The sequence below is a fragment of the Odoribacter sp. N15.MGS-14 genome (assembly GCF_000980245.1).
In the GTDB taxonomy this organism is placed as follows: domain Bacteria; phylum Bacteroidota; class Bacteroidia; order Bacteroidales; family Marinifilaceae; genus Odoribacter; species Odoribacter splanchnicus.
On sequence record NZ_LARE01000030.1, the window covers coordinates 1 to 21273 of the forward strand.

The 21273-nt window shown below is 45.5% G+C and carries 17 protein-coding genes and 1 pseudogene; 13 read left to right on the forward strand and 5 right to left on the reverse strand.

Features of this window, described 5'->3' with window-relative positions; all coding sequences use genetic code 11:
* From WS34_RS08090 to WS34_RS08105, 4 genes and pseudogenes are all read left to right on the forward strand, one after another.
* Positions 1 to 1093, forward strand: a pseudogene (locus tag WS34_RS08090) (UDP-glucose dehydrogenase family protein); the annotation flags it as partial.
* A gap of 58 nt (positions 1094 to 1151) precedes the next feature.
* Positions 1152 to 1568: a hypothetical protein gene (locus WS34_RS08095; RefSeq protein ID WP_195306007.1), complete on the forward strand. Its 417-nt coding sequence runs from the start codon at positions 1152 to 1154 to the stop codon at positions 1566 to 1568.
* A gap of 134 nt (positions 1569 to 1702) precedes the next feature.
* Positions 1703 to 2356, forward strand: a complete 654-nt coding sequence (locus WS34_RS08100; RefSeq protein ID WP_022159615.1) for a TatD family hydrolase — start codon at positions 1703 to 1705, stop codon at positions 2354 to 2356.
* A gap of 24 nt (positions 2357 to 2380) precedes the next feature.
* Complete coding sequence (locus WS34_RS08105; RefSeq protein WP_013610496.1) at positions 2381 to 3097, forward strand: tRNA threonylcarbamoyladenosine dehydratase; 717 nt, start codon at positions 2381 to 2383, stop codon at positions 3095 to 3097.
* Between the two features lie 47 nt (positions 3098 to 3144).
* On the opposite strand, the gene WS34_RS08110 is transcribed toward WS34_RS08105, so the two are convergent.
* Entirely contained in the window at positions 3145 to 3489 is a 345-nt protein-coding gene (locus WS34_RS08110; RefSeq protein WP_022159616.1) for a DUF3276 family protein, read from the reverse strand.
* A gap of 278 nt (positions 3490 to 3767) precedes the next feature.
* Here WS34_RS08110 and trpS point away from each other — a divergent pair, with 278 nt between their 5' ends.
* The 7 genes from trpS to WS34_RS15520 all read left to right on the forward strand — a co-directional run bounded on the left by trpS (position 3768) and on the right by WS34_RS15520 (position 15631).
* Entirely contained in the window at positions 3768 to 4751 is a 984-nt protein-coding gene (gene trpS / locus WS34_RS08115; RefSeq protein ID WP_013610498.1) for a tryptophan--tRNA ligase, read from the forward strand.
* 11 nt (positions 4752 to 4762) lie between these two features.
* On the forward strand, positions 4763 to 5344 hold the full coding sequence (ruvA, locus tag WS34_RS08120; protein WP_022159617.1) for a Holliday junction branch migration protein RuvA: 582 nt from the start codon (positions 4763 to 4765) through the stop codon (positions 5342 to 5344).
* 94 nt (positions 5345 to 5438) lie between these two features.
* Positions 5439 to 12728: a T9SS outer membrane translocon Sov/SprA gene (gene sov / locus WS34_RS08125; protein WP_286693684.1), complete on the forward strand. Its 7290-nt coding sequence runs from the start codon at positions 5439 to 5441 to the stop codon at positions 12726 to 12728.
* Between the two features lie 97 nt (positions 12729 to 12825).
* A complete protein-coding gene (locus tag WS34_RS08130; protein WP_046404233.1) occupies positions 12826 to 13464 on the forward strand; it encodes an MBL fold metallo-hydrolase in 639 nt (212 codons plus the stop codon).
* Between the two features lie 5 nt (positions 13465 to 13469).
* Positions 13470 to 14162: a 5'-methylthioadenosine/adenosylhomocysteine nucleosidase gene (locus WS34_RS08135; RefSeq protein ID WP_046404235.1), complete on the forward strand. Its 693-nt coding sequence runs from the start codon at positions 13470 to 13472 to the stop codon at positions 14160 to 14162.
* A 19-nt stretch (positions 14163 to 14181) separates the two neighbouring features.
* A complete protein-coding gene (locus WS34_RS08140) occupies positions 14182 to 14661 on the forward strand; it encodes an S-ribosylhomocysteine lyase (protein ID WP_022159621.1) in 480 nt (159 codons plus the stop codon).
* 247 nt (positions 14662 to 14908) lie between these two features.
* The gene (locus WS34_RS15520; protein ID WP_022159622.1) at positions 14909 to 15631 is read left to right on the forward strand and encodes a leucine-rich repeat domain-containing protein; all 723 of its coding nucleotides are present in this window, start codon (positions 14909 to 14911) and stop codon (positions 15629 to 15631) included.
* A 3-nt stretch (positions 15632 to 15634) separates the two neighbouring features.
* Here the strand turns inward: WS34_RS15520 and WS34_RS08150 are convergent, their stop codons facing one another.
* Positions 15635 to 15847, reverse strand: a complete 213-nt coding sequence (locus WS34_RS08150; RefSeq protein WP_013610506.1) for a hypothetical protein — start codon at positions 15845 to 15847, stop codon at positions 15635 to 15637.
* A gap of 212 nt (positions 15848 to 16059) precedes the next feature.
* Here WS34_RS08150 and WS34_RS08155 point away from each other — a divergent pair, with 212 nt between their 5' ends.
* Positions 16060 to 16362: a DUF3276 family protein gene (locus WS34_RS08155; RefSeq protein WP_013610507.1), complete on the forward strand. Its 303-nt coding sequence runs from the start codon at positions 16060 to 16062 to the stop codon at positions 16360 to 16362.
* A gap of 87 nt (positions 16363 to 16449) precedes the next feature.
* Positions 16450 to 17142 (forward strand): bifunctional demethylmenaquinone methyltransferase/2-methoxy-6-polyprenyl-1,4-benzoquinol methylase UbiE, encoded by a 693-nt coding sequence (gene ubiE / locus WS34_RS08160; RefSeq protein WP_022159623.1) that lies wholly within the window; start codon positions 16450 to 16452, stop codon positions 17140 to 17142.
* 12 nt (positions 17143 to 17154) lie between these two features.
* Here ubiE and menA read toward each other — a convergent pair whose 3' ends face one another.
* The 3 genes from menA to mgtE form a co-directional block, all read right to left on the reverse strand.
* Positions 17155 to 18057 (reverse strand): 1,4-dihydroxy-2-naphthoate octaprenyltransferase, encoded by a 903-nt coding sequence (gene menA, locus WS34_RS08165; RefSeq protein ID WP_022159624.1) that lies wholly within the window; start codon positions 18055 to 18057, stop codon positions 17155 to 17157.
* Positions 18058 to 18393: 336 nt separating this feature from the next.
* Positions 18394 to 19677: an arginine deiminase gene (locus tag WS34_RS08170; RefSeq protein ID WP_013610510.1), complete on the reverse strand. Its 1284-nt coding sequence runs from the start codon at positions 19675 to 19677 to the stop codon at positions 18394 to 18396.
* 221 nt (positions 19678 to 19898) lie between these two features.
* Complete coding sequence (gene mgtE, locus WS34_RS08175) at positions 19899 to 21266, reverse strand: magnesium transporter (RefSeq protein ID WP_013610511.1); 1368 nt, start codon at positions 21264 to 21266, stop codon at positions 19899 to 19901.
* Between the last annotated feature and the right edge of the window lie 7 nt (positions 21267 to 21273).

Sequence of the window (21273 nt, forward strand, 5' to 3'; positions counted from 1 at the left end):
CAGGCGGGACGTCTGAGGTTTACTACCGATCTGGCAGAGGTGTTGGATGAAGTGGAAGTGGTTTTCAGTGCCGTTGGGACTCCCCCTGACGAGGATGGGAGTGCCGATCTGAAATATGTGCTGGAGGTGGCCCGTACAATCGGACGGGGAATAAATAAATACATTTTGGTCGTAACCAAAAGTACGGTACCTGTCGGGACGGCCCGGAAAGTAAAGGCGGTAATTCAGGAAGAGTTGGATAAGCGTGGAGTAGAAGTGGGTTTTGATGTGGCTTCGAATCCGGAGTTTCTGAAGGAGGGGAATGCCGTGGACGATTTCATGAAACCGGACCGTGTGGTGGTCGGTGTGGAGTCTTATGATGAATAACTACCGTTTGATTTTCACGGATATCCCGTCGGCAGAGATGATCAAGTATGCGGCCAATTCGATGCTGGCAACGCGGATCAGTTTTATGAACGATATCGCTAATTTGTGTGAGCTGGTCGGTGCTGATGTGAATATGGTACGGAAGGGGATCGGGGCGGATAGCCGGATTGGCAGTAAGTTCCTTTATCCGGGCTGTGGGTATGGCGGTTCCTGTTTCCCGAAAGACGTAAAAGCATTGATAAAAACGGCGGAAAAGAATGGTTATCGGATGCGGGTATTGGAGGCTGTGGAAGAGGTGAACGAGACCCAGAAAACGGTTTTATTTCATAAGTTGGCGAAATATTATCCGGATCTGGCGGGAAAAACCATAGCAATTTGGGGTCTGGCTTTCAAGCCTGAGACGGACGATATGCGTGAAGCTACGGCTTTGGTGATGATCGGCTTGCTGACCCGGGCCGGAGCAAAGGTACGGGTGTATGATCCTATAGCTATGCCGGAGTGCCGGCGTAGAGTGGGTGACCGGGTGGAATACGCCAGGGATATGTATGATGCCGTGGTAGATGCAGATGCACTTTTGCTGCTGACGGAATGGAAGGAATTTCGCTTGCCCGGCTGGAATGTACTGAAGAAACTGATGAAGCAGTGTATCCTGATCGATGGGCGGAATATTTATGATGCAGGAGAGCTGAAAGAACAAGGGTTCGTGTATGAGTGTATCGGGAAATAGTGAAAGTATTGATATACAATCAGGTGATTGCGCGATATTAATGATGTTGATTAATAATATGAAACAGTTGGTACAAGAAATTTTGCGGCTTTGCCGGGAGTACGGAGAATGCCGGGTGGAGGTGGAACGGATGGAGGAGGCCCGGAGGGTGAAAAATGCCCTGGAGAGTGTGTGTGCGATGGCGAGGCAGAGACTGGATATTTCGGATCCGGCATTGCTTTTGGCACTGCTGGATGCCTGTGAGGTGACGCGGGATGAGGGGATGTTGCAGGAGGTGCTGGATGTGGTTGGTCGGAATTTGGATCGCCTGGCCGTTTCGGCGGAGAGTGTGAAATTGCTGGCCTGCTGTTATTATTATGTGGAGGAGGAGGAATGTGTGGAGCGGGCCGGAAGGATGCTGGAGGAGTTGAGGAAGATGGGAAGGGGGGAAGAAGAATTGGCGGATGTGGAAACCATTTTAGAAGAATTGACTTAGGGGGCGACTTTAGGACAGATCCCGGGAGACTCAGGACGTGCCCCTTCGGGGGCGGGAGGAGTGTGGCTTGACAGAAAGTGGGGGATTGATTATCCGGAGGAATGGTGTATATTTGTGGTTGTAAAAGGATGCTTATGCCACAAGATTGGATTAACGTACATACACATCGGCCGGGAGAGGGGGTGAATATTGTCGATCCTTGTCTGGGAAATGTGATTATGCCCGGGCAGGGGGCGGTTTACTTTTCTTTGGGAATTCATCCCATGTATATCGATGATAGGGTGGAGGAAAGGTTGCAGAAGATAGAACTGGCGGCAGCAGAGGGGAAGATTGTGGCTGTCGGGGAAGCGGGGGTGGACCGGAATGCGCTTGCTCCGGTGGAAGTGCAGTTGAAGCTGTTTGAACGGCAGGCGGAAATTGCAGGACGGTATGGGTTGCCGTTGATTATTCATGGGGTGAGGGCGATCCCGGAATTGATTACTGCCTATAAGAAATGCCGGTCACATCAGAAATGGATTATGCACGGATTCAATAACCGGCGGGAGATCTTGATGGATTTGTTGCGGCATGGATTTTATATTTCCGCCGGAAGGCATGTCATGAACGAAGAGTCGCAGGTGTATCGGGTATTACCTGAAATTCCGGCAGACCGGTTGCTGATCGAAACGGATAATTCGGATTTTACGATCGGGGAAGTCTATGGGCAAGTCGCCCGTCGGAGGGGGATCGCTGTGGAAGAATTGCAGCATATTGTCCGGATGAATTTCGATCGGTTGTTTAAATTGTAATGTTATACTTTGAAATTTTATATTATGCCTGAATGGTTGAGTCGTACGGAATTGTTACTCGGGAAAGAAAGGTTGGAGAAATTGCAGCAGGCTCATGTTTTGGTGGCCGGTTTAGGAGGGGTGGGAGCATATGCTGCCGAACAGTTGTGCCGGGCCGGAATAGGCGAAATGACGATTATCGATGGGGATGTGGTGGAACTGACCAACAAGAACAGGCAATTGCCGGCTTTGGATTGTAATCTGGGAAAAGCCAAGGCGGAGATTATGGCCGGGCGGTTCCGGAATATCAATCCGGAGATTAAATTGCATGTGATTAACGATTTTATCCGGGATGACCGGATGATCGAGGTATTGAAAATGGCCCGATACGACTATATCGTGGATGCTATCGATACCTTGGCGCCGAAGATATTCCTGATTTATCATAGTCTGCAATTGGGCTTGCCTGTCGTCAGTTCGATGGGGTCGGGGGGAAAACTGGATCCTTCGAAAATTGCAGTGGCGGACATTTCGAAAAGTTATAATTGCAATCTGGCGCGTATGTTGCGTAAACGCTTGCATAAACTGGGGGTTTACAAAGGGGTGAAGGTGGTTTTTTCGTCGGAATTTACCGATCCGGAGGCTATCGTCCTGGCAGAGAGTCGGAATAAGAAGTCCAATGTAGGGACCATCTCTTATATGCCGCCTATCTTCGGGTGCTTTATCGCTTCGGTAGTGGTCCGCGATCTCATTGGAGAATAAAAAAACCGCCTGTTACGACAAGCGGTTTTTATAAAAAGTGATATTTTTTAAATCTGATCGAAATCGACGTCGAATTCTTCTTTTTGGGGGTCGGTATAGGCTGCTTTTGGAGCTTCTCCGCCGATGGCGGCTTGGATATAAGCAACGACTTCATCTAAACCTTCAGCAAACTTTTCAAAATCTTCTTTGTACAGAAAGATTTTATGCTTCTCGAAATTTTGATTCCCGTCGTTATCAAATCTCTTCTTACTTTCTGTGATTGTCAGGTAATAATCATTGTTACGAGTTGCTTTCACGTCGAAAAAATAGGTTCTTTTCCCTGCTCTCACTGCCTTGGAATAAATCTCTTCCCGATCATTGTCCATTCCTTCTTTTCTTTCGTATCCTTCCATTGTTTGTAGAAAAATTTAGTTTTATAAAATAGTTGCAATTTTGCGTTTCAAATGTAATAAAAAAAGCTTATAAAAGTAACTTTTTTTTAATTTTTTTAATCACCTCCTTTTTTGCTTCGGAAGTATGATAATTGTTAAATTCTAATTTTCATGAAAAACCGTTTCAGCGATTTTGAATAAAAACTTATCTTTGCAGGATGGAACTTATAAAATCCGTTGATTGTAGGGGTTTTTAGAGAGATAAGTTCGTTTTGTCTATTTTTTAATAAATGATTCAAATGGAGATTGTTGTTAGCGGGATCAGACCCACGGGAAATTTACATTTAGGGAACTATTTCGGAGCGGTAAAAAATTTTCTGCGTTTACAGGATGAATATAAATGCTTTTTTTTCATTGCCGATTGGCATTCTTTGACGACTCATCCCCATCCGGGCGACGTGACTGCCAATGTACGGAAGATTTTATCCGAGTATTTGGCATGTGGGATTGATCCCGAAAAGGCAGCGATCTATGTACAGAGTGATGTAAAAGAAGTACTGGAACTATACCTCTACCTGAACATGAACGCTTATTTGGGAGAATTGCAGCGGGTGACTTCTTTCAAGGAAAAAGCCCGGAAACAACCGGAGAATGTGAATGCCGGACTGTTGACTTATCCGACTTTGATGGCTGCCGATATTCTGATTCACCGGGCTGATAAAGTACCGGTAGGAAAGGATCAGGAGCAGAATATGGAGATGGCCCGGAAATTTGCACGGCGTTTCAATACCATCTATGGGGTAGAATTTTTTCCGGAGCCACAGTCCTATTCCTTCGGGGGAGATGCGATTAAAGTGCCGGGGTTGGATGGATCCGGAAAGATGGGAAAATCCGAAGGAAATGCTATTTATCTGATCGACGATGCCGCTACTATCCGTAAGAAAGTGATGAAAGCGGTGACCGATAGTGGTCCTACGCAGCCCAATAGCGAAAAGCCCGAAGCTATCGCTAATCTGTTTACCATGCTGAAGATTGTATCTTCTGCAGATACTTACGATTATTTCAATGAGAAATACAATGCCTGTGAAATTCGCTATGGTGATTTGAAGAAACAGTTAGCCGAGGATATTGTGAATTTTACGTCTCCTATCCGGGAGAGAATTCTGGCCTATGCCGCCGATACGGAATATATGGATAAAGTGGCCCGGGAAGGGGCAGAAAAAGCGCGTGCCAGTGCCGATAAGACTATTCGTGAGGTGCGGAAAATCATAGGTTTTAATTAAAGACTTAAAAAATGTATGAATATATAAAAGGCCTTCTGGTGGAGGCGACGCCTGCTTACGCGGTGATCGAATGCGGCGGAGTGGGGTATTATATTAATATTTCGGTGAATACCTATTCTCAGATTGTAGCTTTGCAGCAGGTTTCCTTATATATTCATCAGATTGTCCGGGAAGATGCACTCTTGTTATACGGCTTTTTCAATAAAGAGGAAAGAACGGTTTTCCGGCAGCTGATTTCGGTTTCCGGGATCGGAGCGAATACGGCTAGTGTTATGTTGAGTTCGATGACGGTAAAAGAAATTGCCGGAGCCATCCTGACAGAGAATGTAAATGCAATCAAGAGTGTGAAGGGAATCGGGCTGAAGACGGCCCAGCGGGTGATTATCGAATTGAAAGATAAAATAGCGGTGACAGGTAGTGCCGAAGAGATGAACTTCGGCGCTTCGGTGGCCATAAAAGAAGAAGCTTTGGCTGCTTTGGTGATGCTTGGGTTTGTGAAGGCTCAGGCCAATAAAGTATTGGATAAAATTGTGGCCGGTGGAGGTGTCACCAGCGTTGAGGAGCTGATTAAACAAGCACTGAAGCAATTATAAATAAATGTGTTGCAAATCATTAGTGTGAATCGGTTTGCAAACAATGTGTGTGTGTATGCGGTATATCTTGTTATTATTTTTGATAATAACTCAGATGGTTTTTGTTTTCGGTTATCCTGCGGGAGAATCGGAGGAGCCTATTTTTTCCGGGCGGGTTGCCGGGACCGTTTCCGATACCCTGCAATTTCCGATCCGGGAGATCCGGGACAATGAAATCCGGCAGACTATTCCATCGTCGGCATTGTTTCTCAGGCAACCGTCCAATATAAAAGATACCATTATCTATGATCCGCTGACCAAGCGTTATGTCGTAGCCAGCCTGATCGGCGGAAAGTATTATTACAACCGCCCTTTTATGGAAACCTTGCAGGATCTGCTGAAAGCCCGTTCGAAAATGTCGTTGTACGAATACAACCGGAGGCAGATTCAGGAAGGGAATAAGTACGATTTCAAGAGTCTGGTTTCCGATATACAATTTTTAGACAAAATTCTGAGTCCGATTTTCGGTATCAACAAAATCCGGATCGAAGTACAGGGATCGGCAGAACTGACCTTGGGGGTCAAAACGAATAAAGTCGATAATCCGACTTTGCCTATCGATATGCGCAAAACGACTTCGCTGGATTTCGACGAGAAGATACAATTCAATATCGGCGGTAATATCGGTGATTTGGTCAATCTCGATTGGTCGTACAATACAGAGGCTACTTTCGATTATGACAATATCCTGAAACTGAACTACGAAGGGAAGGAAGACGATATTGTGAAAAAGGTGGAGGCGGGAAATGTCTCTTTACCTTTAACCGGAACGCTGATTTCGGGTGGACAGAATCTTTGGGGATTCCGGACGGACCTGCAGTTCGGTAAATTGTCCATGTCGAGTATTTTTTCGCAACAGAAGGGGGAATCTAAAGTGATTCAATTGGAGAAAGGAGCTGAAAAACAGGATTTTGAAGTATCTGCTTTGAGGTATGAAGCTAATAAACACTTTTTCCTGTCGCGTTTTTTCCGGGATCAGTACGATGCCGCCTTACAAAACTTGCCCGTAGTGAATAGTGGGGTGGTGATCACTAAAATTGAAGTATGGGTAACCAATAAAAGTTCCCGTTTCGACCGGGCCCGGAATATCGTTGCATTTACGGGTTTGGCTGAAAATAATGTCGGGGATCCGTCCAATCCGATGTTCGATGCCGGTTTGTTTCCCGCCGTTCCCGGGCAGGTATATCCCGATAATCAGAGCAATCGGCTGTATCAGACCATGGTGGATCGCTATGCAGGAATCCGGGATATCAATCAGGTTTCCGGTATTTTATCCCAGATCGGTACCGGTTTCAATTCCGGCAAGGATTATGAAAAATTGGAAAATGCCCGTTTGCTGGATCCTTCCGAATATATCCTGAATGAAAAACTGGGATATATCTCCCTGAATGCGGCCTTGAATGCGGATGAGGTATTGGCGGTCGCTTATGAATATACGGTGAGAGGGGAAATCCATACGGTGGGTGAACTGACCTCCAATGCCCCGGCTGCACCTTCGACCTTGGTGGTGAAGATGTTGAGAAGTACGACACAGACCCCTAAAATGCCGACCTGGGATTTGATGATGAAGAATGTCTATAATATCGGTTCCTATAATCTGAGTGCCGAGGATTTTGTGTTAGACATTTTGTACCAGAATGATAAGGCCGGAACGATGGTGAATTATCTGCCGGCCGGAGATATCGATAATAAGATTTTATTGTCTGTGATGAATCTCGACCGGCTGAATACCCAGTTGGACGCGATTCCGGACGGGCGTTTCGATTATATCGAGGGGATAACGGTCTATTCCAATAAAGGGAGGATCGTTTTTCCCGTACTGGAACCATTCGGCGGGTGGCTGGAAAAGAAAATCAATCGTCCGGGAGTCGCTGGTCAGTACGTTTATAAAGACTTGTACGAAAAGACACAAAGCGAAGCGGAACAGAATGCCGAGAAGAATAAGTTTTATCTGAAAGGAAGTTACAAATCGTCATCCTCTTCCGAGATCTCCCTGGGAGGACAGGACATTGCTCAGGGCTCGGTGAAAGTACTTGCCGGTGGGGTGGAGTTGACAGAGAATATCGATTATGTGGTCGATTATACGATGGGGACTCTGAAGATTATGAACCAGTCATTGCTGGAAGCCGGTACACCGATTACGATTAAAAGTGAAAACCGTTCGATGTTCGGCATGCAAACCAAAACGCTGGTCGGGACACATCTCGACTATAAATTCAACGATAAACTGAATATCGGAGCAACGGTAATGCATATGAGCGAAAAGCCGTTGACCCATAAAGTGAATCTGGGAGAAGAACCTTTATCGAATACCATTTGGGGGTTGAACGCTACTTATAATACCGAGTCTGGTTTTCTGACCACTCTGATCGACAAATTACCTTTTGTACATACCAAAGCGAAATCCCACCTGACGATAGACACCGAGTTCGCCAGGTTTCAGCCGGGTACAGCCCGTGGAGCCGGTGGAAACGCTTACCTGGACGACTTCGAAGGAAGTAAGATTTCGTTGGATATGAAAGGGATAACACAATGGAAACTGGCTTCTACCCCTCAGGATAATCTGTTTCCGGAAGGCAAGTCGGATAGTCTGGATTACGGCTACAACCGGGCAAAATTGGCCTGGTATATTGTCGATCCTATTTTTTACCGCATGTCGACGGCGACTCCTTCCCATATCCGGGCCGACAAGGAACAACGTTCTAACCATTTTGTCCGCGAAATCCGGCAGACGGAATTGTTCCCGGATAAGGATCTGGCTGTCGGGGATGTGAATATTATTCCTGCCCTCTCGGTGGCTTACTATCCGACGGAAAAAGGTCCCTACAACTTTACGACCGATGTCGACCGGGACGGTAAACTGCGTAATCCGGAGAAACGGTGGGGAGGAATGATGCGGAGTATCACTACCAGTGATTTCGAAACAGCCAACGTGCAGTATATCGAAATCTGGCTGATGGATCCTTTTGTATATGACAATCGGCACAAAGGCGGAGATGTATATTTCGATTTAGGTAATGTGTCGGAGGATATTTTGAAAGACGGCCGGAAAGCTTTTGAAAATGGACTGCCTGCCGGACCGGATATCCGTCATGTGGATACCACCCGCTGGGGACGAGTGCCGGGTGTACAGTCGATAACCAATGGATTCGATAATAACAGCCAGGCCCGGCGGTATCAGGATGTGGGGCTGGACGGGATGAACGATGAAGATGAGCGGATATTTTACGCAGCTTATCTGGAGACCTTGCGCCGGACTTTCGGAGAAAATTCGAAAGTATACCGGGAGGCCTGGAACGATCCGGCGGGGGATAATTATCATTTCTTCCGGGGATCGGATTACGATGCTTTGGAAACACCTGTATTGGAGCGCTATAAACAGTATAACGGGACGGAGGGTAACTCACCGACAGCCGATATGTCGCCCGAATCTTATCCGACAGCAGCCACCACCTTGCCTGATGTGGAAGATATCAACGGAGACAATACCCTGAATGAGACAGAAGCTTTTTTCCGCTATCACCTGGAACTCCGGCCGGAGAAAATGAAAGTCGGCGAAAATTTTATCACCAACATAACGACCTCTAGTGTCGAATTGCCTAATGGATCAACCGAGGAGATCAAATGGTATCAGATCAAAATACCGCTTTCGGCACATGAATCGGATTACGGGGGAATTTCCGATTTTAAATCTATCCGTTTTATGCGGATGCTGATGCGGGGGTTTCAGGATAGTATCGTGTTGAGAATGGCCGGTCTGGATTTGGTAAGAGACAATTGGCGGAAATACGAAGGAGCACTCGATGGACAGTTGACTTCGTCTACCAGGACGGTTTTCGACATTTCGGTGGTCAATTTGGAAGAAAATGCTTCCCGGACACCGGTAAATTACGTGATGCCCCCTGAAATAGAACGGGTTGTGGATGCTTCTAATCCACAGTTGAGGGAACTGAATGAACAGGCATTGGCATTGAAAGTGATCGATCTGCCCGAAAATGATTCCCGGGCGGTATATAAGATGTTCGGCAAGGATCTGTTGCGGTATAAAACCCTGAAAATGGATGTGCATGCCGAGGCTGTCGAAGGATATCCCTTGCAGGACGACGAACTGACCTTGTTTTTGCGTTTGGGTAATGATAACGTAAACAACTACTATGAGTATGAGATTCCTTTAAAATTGACCTCACCCGGTTACTATACCTCCGATTATACCGGTAGGGAAGGGGTTTGGCCGTCGGCTAACCGGATCGAAATGCCGTTGAGCTGGTTTCAGACTTTGAAACAGAAAAGAAATACCGAATTGCGGACCGGAGACGGAGAGATCGATTACAGTGAAGTATACGAAATGTTGGTCGGAACGTTGGATCCGAATGCCGATATAGACAAATTGAATCATAAAGTCAGAGTGAAGGGTAAACCGACCTTAGGCAATGTAAAAAATATCGTGATCGGTATCCGTAATCCACAGGGAGAATCCAGCAAAGGCGAGCGTTCGGCCGAAGTATGGGTCAACGAACTTCGTTTGTCGGATTTCGATAACAAAGGAGGTTGGGCGGCTAATGCCCGGATTACGGCAAAATTAGCCGATGTGGCGACGATCAGTTTTGCCGGTAGCCGGATGACTCCCGGGTTTGGCAGTATCGAGCAGCATGCTGCTGAGATCGAAAGGGAGGATTTCCGTTCGATCGATTTTTCTACCAGTGTCGAATTCGGTAAGTTCTTTCCGGAAAGGTGGCGGTTGAGGATTCCGATGTATTATGCTTATTCGCGACAATCGACTTTACCGGAATACGATCCCCTCGATTCGGATATCCCTTTGGAGGTAGCCCTGGATAATGCAGCGAACCGGCATTTGCGCGATTCGATCAAACGTAATGCGGAAGATTATGTGATGCGCAAAAGCCTTAATTTTACGAACGTAGGGATAGAAAGTAAAGACGGTAAATCGCATTTTTTCGATTGGTCGAATCTGTCTCTGACTTATTCTTATAATAAATCCTTTGCCCGTAATGTCAACCTGGAAAGAGACCTGGAAAAAAATTACCGGGGACTGATCAGTTATATCTACAACGGGATGCCTCCAATAGTGGAGCCTTTCAAAAAATCGAAATCCAAGACATTGAATTCGAAATATTTGCGGTTGATCAAAGACTTTAATTTTTATTATATGCCTTCGATGTTTTCGATTACTTCGGATATTACCCGGAATTACCGGGAGGTGAAATCGAAGAATCTGGATAATCCGAATTTATTGATCGAACCTACTTATGATAAGGATTTTATGTGGACCCGGGATTATGCCTTTAAATTTAATCTGACCCGGAATCTGGTGGTCGATTTTCATGCGACGACGCAGGCACGTATCGATGAGCCGGAGGGGATCGTCGACCGGCAGAGGGACCCCGAACGTTATCAGCAATGGAAAGATACCGTATGGAACAATATCCTCGACGGTGGGCGTCCGGTAAATTATAATCATGACTTTTCGGTCCAGTATACCGTACCGGTCAATAAGTTACCATTTTTGGACTGGACCTCTTTGCAGCTAGGCTATTCGACCCGATACGATTGGCAGGCAGCTGCGGTGACAGCCGATTCGACGAATCTGGGGAATGTGATCCGGAATGCGAGTGCTTTGCAGATGAACGGAGATTTATCGTTGACATCACTTTACAATAAGTCTAAGTTTTTGAGAGAAATGATACGGCCGCCCCGGAAACAGCGAGGGAAGAACGTGAAGTTCGAAACCGGAATGGATAAAGTACAAAAAGGAAAACCGGTCGTTGTACGGCATCGGTTGAAGACCGGCGATATACAAGCCCGCCTGACGGCTGCCGATGGAAAAAATATCAAATTGGGATATGAGTCGGTCGGTAGGAACAAGATCCGGATCAATTCTTCCGAGACTCTGGAAGGAGGTAAGCTGCTCGTGACCGGAACGGAAACTCCGCATGCCGGGGTGGGAAATGCGGTTGCCCGTTTTTTTGTAGGGATATTGACCGGATTCAAGACGCTGAGTGTCGGGTATTCGGAAGATAAAGGGACGACATTACCCGGTTTCCTGCCGGAAGCCCGCTGGCTCGGACAACAGAGCTATAACGGAAGTTCCGCTCCCGGGTTTAAGTTCCTGTTCGGCGGTCAGGATGAGAATTTCGGGTTGAAGGCGGCCGGGAAAGGATGGATAACCACCGATTCGACCCAAAATAATCCTTTCCTGATGAATGCTTCCCGTACGGTTTATGTGAGGGCTTTGTTCGAGCCGATAAAGAAATTGCGGGTTAACCTGACTTCGAATTGGAGCCGTTCCCGGAATAGCAGTGAATATATCGTTTATGACGGAGCCGATTTTCAGTCGCTCAATAAGATGTATTCCGGTAATTTCAGTATGTCGGCGATCGGACTGAAATCAGCTTTTTATAGTGTCGGGAATAATCCGGAGGCTTCGGCGGCTGTATATAACGAATTTCTGGAAGAACGGAAAAGAGTGGCCGCTCAACTGGCGAAACAGCGTTATGGGGCCGGTTATAATAAAGGAGATATTCCCTTACGTGATGCCAAAGGGCAGCTGACCGGTTTTTACGATGGATATGGGCCTACCTCACAGGACGTATTGATCGGTGCTTTCAACCGGACTTATGCTTCCAGTAAACATGACGGCCTGATTCCCGGGATTGGGGCGATGCGTCCGAATTGGAGGGTGGTGTATACCGGTTTGATCGATTTCGCCTTTATGAAAAAAGTATTCAAATCGATCAGTGTCAACCACAATTATATCTGTAAATACAATATCGGCTCGTTTGCCTCTAATCTGAAATATGCCGAAGATGCCCGGGACCTGCAAGACAATTGGATGTCACTGTTCGATGTGAATCTGGTTTCGATCAACGAACAATTCAATCCTCTGATCAGCATGGATATGGTGTGGGCCAACAATCTGACCACCCATTGGGATATCAACCGTCGCCGGGATGTGAGCCTGAGCCTGGTAAACGCTCAGTTGTCGGAAACCTCTGGCAACGAGATCGTTTTGGGACTGGGATACCGGTTTGGAAATCTTCCTATCTTCCTAAAAAATAAGCAGCTGAACAACGATATCAATGTACAGTTCGATTTCAGTATCCGGAAAAACAATACCATTATCCGAAGAATAACCGAAAATGTAGATCAGTTGACGGCAGGGGAGAAAGTGATGTCTATCAAAGTATCCGCGGACTATACGTTTAATAACCGGTTGAATTTAAGGCTGTTTTATGACCGGAAAGTTGATACTCCTTATCTCTCTCTTTCCTATCCTACCACCAATACCAATTTCGGTTTGAGTATCCGGTATACATTGATGCAGTAGAAGGGCCGGCTTGTAGAATTTTTTCAGGATATGGCTAACCGAAAGTATTAAATTTGTCCGGCTTGCATTATCTTTGTAGGAAATTAAATGAGAAGATATGGAAATAAAGATTTTTGTAAATAATCCGTGGCAGGAAAATACGGTGGTTTTATATGACCGGACGGGGGAAGCCGTGATCATCGATTGCGGATGTTTTAGCGGTGAGGAAGAACGAAGATTGCAGGATTTTCTGTCGCAAAAGAAGTTGAAACCCGTGGCTTTGTTGGATACTCATTTGCATATCGATCATATCTTCGGGAATAATTTTATAAAAAATACGTATGGGCTGAGTGCTCAGGCCTCGGATGAAGATAATTTTTTAATCGAGAACGCTGTAGAGTATGCCGCTATGCTCGGAGTTACGGGGATTACACCGCCGCCTGCCGTTGGGAAGTTTTTGAAAGACGGTGATCGGGTTCATTTCGGAGAGTCGGAATTGGAAGTGATTGCTGTAGGCGGGCATTCGCCGGGAGGACTTTGTTATTATAGTTCTGCCGATCGGTTATTGATTGCCGGAGATGTGTTATTTGCCGGAAGTGTCGGCCGTTCGGATTTGCCTGGAGGAAATGCGCGGGTACTGATAGAAGGCATTCGTAGAAAGTTATTGTGCTTACCCGATGAAGTAAAAGTGATGCCGGGACATGGGCCGGCAACTACCATCGGAGAGGAAAAAAGATACAATCCCTTTTTAAATTAAACGGTATGAAAATAGGAATTATAGTGGCCATGGGGGGGGAATTCCGCTTGGTGGAAGCTTTGTTGAGCGGGAAAAACGAGCAGGAAATACGGGGGTACCGTTATGTGACCGGACAGTTGGGGGAGAAGGAAATCGTCTTGACACAGTGTGGTATCGGTAAGGTATGTGCAGCTGTCGGGACTGTCGAGATGATCCGGTATTTTTCGCCCGATTATATACTGAATACCGGAGTAGCCGGAGGGATTGATGCCCGGCTGAGGGTGATGGATATGGTCGTGGGGAAAGAAGTGGTATACCACGATGTGTGGTGTGGGACAGGTAACGAAATGGGACAGGTACAAGGTATGCCTGCGCGTTACAAGGCGGACAGAAAGTTATTGAGTGCGGCATTGTCGGTTACAAGTGATATTGCGTTATATGAAGGACTGATTTGTAGTGGGGACCGGTTTATTACCGACCGGGTAGCTTTGGAAGGTATAAAAGAGAATTTCCCGGAGGGATTGGCCGTCGATATGGAAAGCGGAGCGATCGCACAGGTGTGTCATATGTATGCGACGCCTTTTTTGAGCTGCCGGATAATCAGCGATACGCCCGGGCAAGTAGAAAATCATGCTTTGCAATATCAGGATTTCTGGACTGCTGCGCCTGAAAAATCTTTTGAAATCTTGAAGCAGCTGGTGAATCAGGTTACTGAATAATCAACTAAAATCATAAATCATGAAAAAAATACCGAGCTTTTCAATCGATCATATTCATTTGTTGAGGGGAATATATGTCTCCCGTAAGGATTATCTGGGGGATCAGGTGGTGACGACTTTCGATATCCGGATGAAAGAACCCAATCGTGAACCTGCCTTAGGGTATGGTGAATTGCATACGATAGAACATTTAGCGGCAACTTTTCTGAGGAATCATCCGGTATGGGGAGAACGGATCGTTTTCTGGGGCCCGATGGGTTGCTGTACAGGAAATTATTTCCTGATGAAAGGAGATTTGCAGGCGAAAGATATTGTGGAACTGATGCGGGAAACATTTCGGTTTATCCGTGACTTCGAGGGGGAAGTTCCGGGAGCCGCTCCCCGGGATTGCGGGAATTATTTGCTGCATAATTTGCCTATGGCTAAATATGAAGCCGATAAATATTTAAGAGAGGTATTGGAGGTCATAGAAGAAAAAAATATGGTGTATCCTGAATAATATTCCGCTAATTGATTATATTTGTGATTATGTAGAAAACAAAGGTATATCTACATTAGATACGAGTAACGCGATTTTACAGTAAACGAAACCGCCAATTTTCAAACTGAACGTAAAATCGGATTATACTCACGTGCTATGCGTGGGCTTTTCCGATTTGGTTCAGTAGGTGCTTGGCGGTGCCTGTTTACTCAAATCAAAAGCTCCACGCATTTTTAATGAGGAGGAGCTGTAAAGACGGTTGCCTATGGAAAATCTTCCTCTTATTTTTAAACGGTATACTTCCGAAAACGGAGGTAAGGAATTATTGGGGGCGGTGGAGTTGAGGCTCGAATTGCCCGGAGAAACGGATGTTCGGTTGGGGATAACGGCTATTACTTTTCTGGTGGACTGGGGGGACGGTGAATCCGATCATTCGGCAGCGCATCATTATGAACAGGCCGGATACTATCGGGTGCGGGTGGTGGGTACAGCTATCAGTCAGTTGGATGTATCCAAATGCCATCTAACCGAATTGAAGCTGGATAAGTGTCCCTTGCTGGAAAATCTGAACTGTGCTTATAATCGGTTGATCACGCTCGAATTGGTTTGTTGTCCGAAGCTGAAACTTTTGAATTGTTCCGGGAATCGGTTATCGGTGTTGCGTTCAAGATGTAACCGGGAACTGGTGTATCTGGACTGTAGCGACAATGTTTTGCAAAGTCTGGAGTTGGATGCTTGTCCGGATCTGCTGTACTTATTTTGTTTTTCGAATCGGCTGCATTCCTTGTACCTGGGTGGGTGCGACGACCTGGTCTGTGTAGATATCGGTGGTAATGGTTTCGAGGCAGAGGCGTTGAATCAGCTTTTTAGTTCTTTACCTGCTTTTACCGAAGGAAGAGAGGCCACTATCCGGTTCGAACAGCCCAATGGAAGTGAACGGAAGTGCCGGATGGAACTTCTGCACGCTAAAGGCTGGAAAGTGGTCTGAATTTTATTCCGGTTGCAGATCGACAGGTTTATAGTTTTGCCGGTCGAGGCGGTCGGTGGTGTTGGCACAATGAATTCCCCGGTCTTTCATGGCTTTGTTTTTGCCGATATGTGTTTCGGGAAATTTCCCGTTTTTCCTGAATAATATATTGATACCCAGGCCTACTAAAGCCAGACCTAAGAGAATGGCAACGATGATGAAGATGGTAAATAGCATAATATTACTTTTAGTTGTTTATACAAAGTTACTGTATAAAAAGAAAGGATTAAACATTACTTCTGGAAAAAAAAACTTAAAATGTAGTTTTGTTTCTTAGGATTTTTCTACATTTGAAACGTGAAAGGCGGCAAAGCGTGGTTGTAACCGGGAATAATCCGGAGAAAAAGTTAAGTTCAATAAACATTTCTGAATATTAAATTTATTTGATGATGGAAGAATACGGAAAAAATGAGGGATTTGACATGAATGAAGACCGGGAAGAGGTTTATTCAAAGGCAGTGAAAGCCGGCAAAAGAACTTATTTCTTTGATGTAAAGGCTACACGTAACAATGACTACTACCTGACCATTACAGAGAGTAAAAAGAAATTCGATAAAGATGGTGTTTCGAGCTATGAGAAACATAAAATTTTCTTGTACAAGGAAGATTTCGAGAAGTTTGCCGAAGGATTGGAAGATGCTGTTGCTGTCGTAAAATCTGCTTTAGAAGGGAAATTACCTGAAACTAATTAAAAAAGTAAAAAGTAAAAGGTAAAAAGTAAAAAGTGTTCATCGCATTTTTTACCTTTTACCTTTTATTATTACCTTTTACTTTGTAATATGGCTAAGAAAGAAGTAGTTCAAGATATTTTTAATGATATCGCCCCGAAATACGATTTGCTGAATCATCTGTTGTCGATGAATATCGACAAGGGGTGGAGACGGAAAGCGATGAGCTGCATCGGAGAACAGGAGAAGGGATGCTTATTGGATGTTGCCTGTGGTACAGGTGATTTTTCTATTGCAGCGCACCGGGCCGGAGTGAAGCAAGTGACGGGAATAGATATCTCGGAAAATATGGTGGAGATCGGAAAGAAAAAGGTCGGCGATCTGCATCTTGCTGATGCCATTGAGTTGAAGACCGGGGATTGCGAACATATGGAGTTTGCAACCGGGATGTTCGATGTGGTGACGGTGGCTTTCGGTGTGCGTAATTTCGAGCATCTGGAGTTGGGATTACAGGAAATGTACAGGGTATTGAAAACGGGGGGGAAAGTGATTATTCTCGAGTTCTCTATGCCGGAGCATTTTCCGATGAAACAGTTGTACCGCTTTTATTTTTGTCATATTCTTCCGACGATCGGGGGATGGATTTCAGGGAATAAAGGAGCCTATACTTATCTGCCCGAATCGGTAATGAAATTTCCTCAGGGCGAAACGTTCCTGCAAATTATGCGGGACTGTGGTTTTCAGCATCCGGTCCGGCGGAAACTGAGCTTCGGTATCGCCAGCTTGTATGTCGGAGAAAAATGATTTTTTCGTCGGTCAAAAATGGAAAGCTCCCCAACCGGCCAAAAGTGTAAACAGCAGAGTAGAAAGGGATAATACCTTCAATTGCGGGTCCAACCCGCGACCTTCCGCTTGGACTACTTTTTTCAAATGGATCAGAAAGAGAGGGAGGGTGAACCAAAAGATAAAATGAAAAGGCCTGAATCCGCATAAGCCCATATAGCTACTCATTGCAACGAATGCTCCGATGATCAGGCAGAAATGATATATTTTGGCTTTGGAGATCCCCAGTATCACCGGTAAAGTACGTTTACCACAAAGCCGGTCGTTTTCGATATCGCGCATATTATTCAGGTTCAATACACCTGTCGATAACAGACCGACAGCAGTGGCAGGTAGAAAGATACTGATCGATAACCGATGAGTCATTAGAAAATAGGCCCCGCAGACACTGAGTAATCCGAAAAATAAAAAGACAAAGACATCTCCCAGACCATGATAGCCGTAAGCATTTTTGCCGACCGTGTATTTGATGGCGGCAACGATCGAAGCGGCTCCCAGCATCAGCATAATCAGTCCGTCTGTGCTCAGCAAACTTTCAAAAGCGGTGGAGACCAGAGCAGTCCCGGATAAAACGGATAGCAGGACGAAAAGTAAAATCGTTCGTTTAAATTCTTTCAGGGACAGGGCTCCCGACTGAATGCTCCGGATGGGGCCCAAACGCTCCTCATTATCCGTACCTTTTTGTAGGTCACCTAATTCGTTGGCCAGGTTGGATAAAATTTGAAGACAAAGGGTGGTCACTACTGCTAATAGAAAAGGAGCCCAGTTGAAATAACCTTCCGAGGCAGCTAAAAGAGTTCCTAAAAAGATTCCGGATAAAGAAAGAGGTAAAGTCCTCAATCGAAAACTGGCGATATAATATTTTATTTTAGACATTTTAAGGGAATAAATATGCTGTCGATAATCGGGAAACAAAATTACAAATAATTTCGGGAGATGAAAAAGAGAGTTGAAAAGAGTTGCTGAGTTATTGAGTTATTGAGTTGCTGAGTTATTGAGTTGCAAAGGAGGGGGGAGAGTTGATAAAAAAGATTCGAGTTGTTGGAGAGGGGGGAGTGGAAGATAGGGTTTGAAAGGGGACTGATCCTTGAAAGTTTACAAATTTTTGATGGGTGAACCTTCGGAATAGAATCCGGAAGGTAGTTCCGCTAATCAGAACCGAAGGTTCTCCAATCAGAGGCCTCGCCGATCAGGCTTGAAAAGCCATCAGTCTTATAGGTTTGTCCGGTTGATCGGCATGGTCATACAACGGGCGCCACCGCCACCGCGGGGAAGTTCGGAGCCGTCGATGGTAATTACATATTTTTCGTAAGCACCCGGATTGACTTTGCCGTCGATGAAGTCATTGGCCCGGATGATTTCGAATCCTGCATGATTCATGGCTTCCATCGTGTAATTGTTGCGGGCGTATCCCAGGACCTGACCAGGACCGACGGCGAAGAAATTGGCTCCGCTATGCCATTGTTCGCGTTCCTGATTCCAGTCGTCGCTACCACCACAAAGTACGGGCTCCAGATCCATACCCAGTTTTTTCAGGGCAGAGAGTAAGTTCTTTTCACTGCGGATACTCTGGAGTTTTCCATTCTGGATCTTGATGTGGACGGTTTGATAGCTTCCCGGATTCAGAATCAGCGGTTCGAAAGCCATACATTTATCCTGATCTAATAAGGTAAATACCATATCCAGATGGATGAAGGATTCCGGTGTATGAGGCAGTTGCTGCACAATAATATGTTGTGCTTTTTCACTTTTCCGGCGAATAAACTCGTTGATCAGCATATCGATCGCCTGGGTGCTGGTACGGGCACCGTTTCCGATAACTAAAATATCGTCGCGGGCAATCAAAACGTCACCACCTTCTATGGTACGTACTCTTTGAGTACTACCGGAAATGGGAGGAATAGTCAGCGTTTGAGTTTTAAATTCGGGTGTAAAATCGAAAATAGACTGCATGATCACCGATTCCCGGTCACGAATGGAATTGGCCATACGACCGATCAACACTTCGTTGTACATACTCATAGAAGCATCACGGGTGAAAAAGAAATTGTGCATGGGACGTAATGCAAACCAGTCTTTACTCAAAAACTTCGTCAGATTGTCCTTGACCATTTCTACTCCTTCGATCAATAGGCGGGAAAGATTTTCTGCATTTTCTTCCAGTAATTGTTCTTTCAGGCTGCCTTTCGGAGATTTTTCACCGATAAACGGTTCGATCCGCTCGATCCGGTCGAGCACTTCCTGTTTGATCTTATCGTCTTTCAGAATATTACACAACAGGTCTTTGACTTCATAAGTCTTCGTCAGTTTGGATAAAACTCCCGAAATTTGTTTGTATTCTTTCCGGGCAATCGAAAGATTGATAATATCACTGTATAAAGCTCTTTCAGCATTTTCGGGGGTCATGTTTTCTACTTCTTCGCCGGGAGTATGGATGATGACTCCGTTTAATTTCCCGATTTCTGACTGAACGTTTACTTCAACGATTGGATTCATATGATTATAATTTATTTTTTGCAGTTATATGAAACTACTCTGTCCCTTATCTGTTTCAGATACATGACATTCGGAACCGAGGGTTTCATAGATTAAAAGTTTGTATTCCGTTGTTTTCTACTTTAAGTATCGTTACAAAAATAGCACATAAATGATTAGTAACCTTATATTTACAGGTTATAATTATGCAAAAGGCAAAAATAATTATGCAGAGAAAAGGACTATCCGAGTCCGGTTAAAATCAGGCGGCCGGTGATCAGATAAATGTTCAGACCGATGATATCGTTGGTCAGAGTAATAAACGGACCTGTCGCTAAGGCCGGATCGATTTTCATCCGGTTTAATAAAAGCGGGAAGGCCGTACCGAAAATAGATGCGAAGAGGATAACAACAAAAAGCGATAGCGTTACCGTGATGGGCATGGCCAGAGTTTGCATCCCGAAACACAAAGTCAGCAAGAATATGATAGAGGAACAAATCGTGGCATTGATCAGAGCTCCTCCGATTTCTTTTACGATATTCTGAAAGCCATGTTTCAGGCTCAATGAATTGGAAGCCAAGCCTTTTACGACGATGGCCGACGACTGTATACCGACATTCCCTCCCATGGCAGTGATGACCGGAATAAACATCGCTGTAACCGGAAATAAAGCGATTTCCGCCTCGTAGCGGGAAATCATCCAGGCCGATACCATTCCTCCGAACAGGGCGATGATCAGCCAGGGGAGCCGGGCTTTGGTCTGTGCCCAGATGCTATCCGAAGATTCTACATCCTGCGAGATACCGGACATCATCTGGTAATCCTTGTCTGCCTCTTCACGGATAAAGTCGACTACGTCGTCGATGGTGATTCGTCCGACTAAGCGGCCTACCTGATCGATTACCGGGATGGCGACCAGGTCGTATTTTTGCATAATCAAAGCCACTGATTCCGCGGGTTCGTCGGTTTTGACCGAGATAATGTCAGGATAGTAAAGATTACTGATTTTTGCCGAGGTAGGGGCGGTAATGATTTTTTTCAGGGATAAACGTCCTTTTAGCTTGTTGTCGTCGTCGACTACATATATATTGTATATTTCATCCAGATTTTCAGCTTGACGGCTGACTTCCCGCAGACAGGTCAGGACGGTCCAGTTTTCATTTACCATCACCAGCTCTTTGGCCATTAACCCTCCGGCCGTATCCTCGTCATAATGCAACAAATCGACAATATCTCCTGCCTGTTCGAGGTCCTCCATATGCGACAACACTTCGTGTTGCTGTTCGTTAGGCATGCTCGCTACCAGATCGGCGGCATCATCCGAGTCCATATTGTCGATAAAACGACGGGCGATAGTTTCTGCCGGAAAAGATTCGATAAAATGTACTCTTTCCTCTTCGTCGATTTCTGCCAGTACGTCTCCTGCTTTTTCGTTATCCAGCAACAAGAATACGAATTGTGCCCTTTCATTATTCAGCTCCTCCAGGATTTCTGCTATATCTGCGGGGTGAAGCCCGGCAATTTGTTTGCTGACCTCGGTCTTGTTGCCGGCATCGATCAGTTCTTCCAACTGACTCAGAAATTCGTGGGTTAATTCAAATTGTTGCATCCTGAAA

Excerpts from the sequence above, each read along its gene's own strand:
- WS34_RS08095 (WP_195306007.1), top strand. The coding sequence starts at position 1,152 with ATGAAACAGTTGGTACAAGAAATTTTGCGGCTTTGCCGGGAGTACGGA.
- WS34_RS08100 (WP_022159615.1), top strand. The coding sequence starts at position 1,703 with ATGCCACAAGATTGGATTAACGTACATACACATCGGCCGGGAGAGGGG.
- WS34_RS08105 (WP_013610496.1), top strand. The coding sequence starts at position 2,381 with ATGCCTGAATGGTTGAGTCGTACGGAATTGTTACTCGGGAAAGAAAGG.
- WS34_RS08110 (WP_022159616.1), bottom strand. The coding sequence starts at position 3,489 with ATGGAAGGATACGAAAGAAAAGAAGGAATGGACAATGATCGGGAAGAG.
- trpS (WP_013610498.1), top strand. The coding sequence starts at position 3,768 with ATGGAGATTGTTGTTAGCGGGATCAGACCCACGGGAAATTTACATTTA.
- ruvA (WP_022159617.1), top strand. The coding sequence starts at position 4,763 with ATGTATGAATATATAAAAGGCCTTCTGGTGGAGGCGACGCCTGCTTAC.
- sov (WP_286693684.1), top strand. The coding sequence starts at position 5,439 with ATGGTTTTTGTTTTCGGTTATCCTGCGGGAGAATCGGAGGAGCCTATT.
- WS34_RS08130 (WP_046404233.1), top strand. The coding sequence starts at position 12,826 with ATGGAAATAAAGATTTTTGTAAATAATCCGTGGCAGGAAAATACGGTG.
- WS34_RS08135 (WP_046404235.1), top strand. The coding sequence starts at position 13,470 with ATGAAAATAGGAATTATAGTGGCCATGGGGGGGGAATTCCGCTTGGTG.
- WS34_RS08140 (WP_022159621.1), top strand. The coding sequence starts at position 14,182 with ATGAAAAAAATACCGAGCTTTTCAATCGATCATATTCATTTGTTGAGG.
- WS34_RS15520 (WP_022159622.1), top strand. The coding sequence starts at position 14,909 with ATGGAAAATCTTCCTCTTATTTTTAAACGGTATACTTCCGAAAACGGA.
- WS34_RS08150 (WP_013610506.1), bottom strand. The coding sequence starts at position 15,847 with ATGCTATTTACCATCTTCATCATCGTTGCCATTCTCTTAGGTCTGGCT.
- WS34_RS08155 (WP_013610507.1), top strand. The coding sequence starts at position 16,060 with ATGGAAGAATACGGAAAAAATGAGGGATTTGACATGAATGAAGACCGG.
- ubiE (WP_022159623.1), top strand. The coding sequence starts at position 16,450 with ATGGCTAAGAAAGAAGTAGTTCAAGATATTTTTAATGATATCGCCCCG.
- menA (WP_022159624.1), bottom strand. The coding sequence starts at position 18,057 with ATGTCTAAAATAAAATATTATATCGCCAGTTTTCGATTGAGGACTTTA.
- WS34_RS08170 (WP_013610510.1), bottom strand. The coding sequence starts at position 19,677 with ATGAATCCAATCGTTGAAGTAAACGTTCAGTCAGAAATCGGGAAATTA.
- mgtE (WP_013610511.1), bottom strand. The coding sequence starts at position 21,266 with ATGCAACAATTTGAATTAACCCACGAATTTCTGAGTCAGTTGGAAGAA.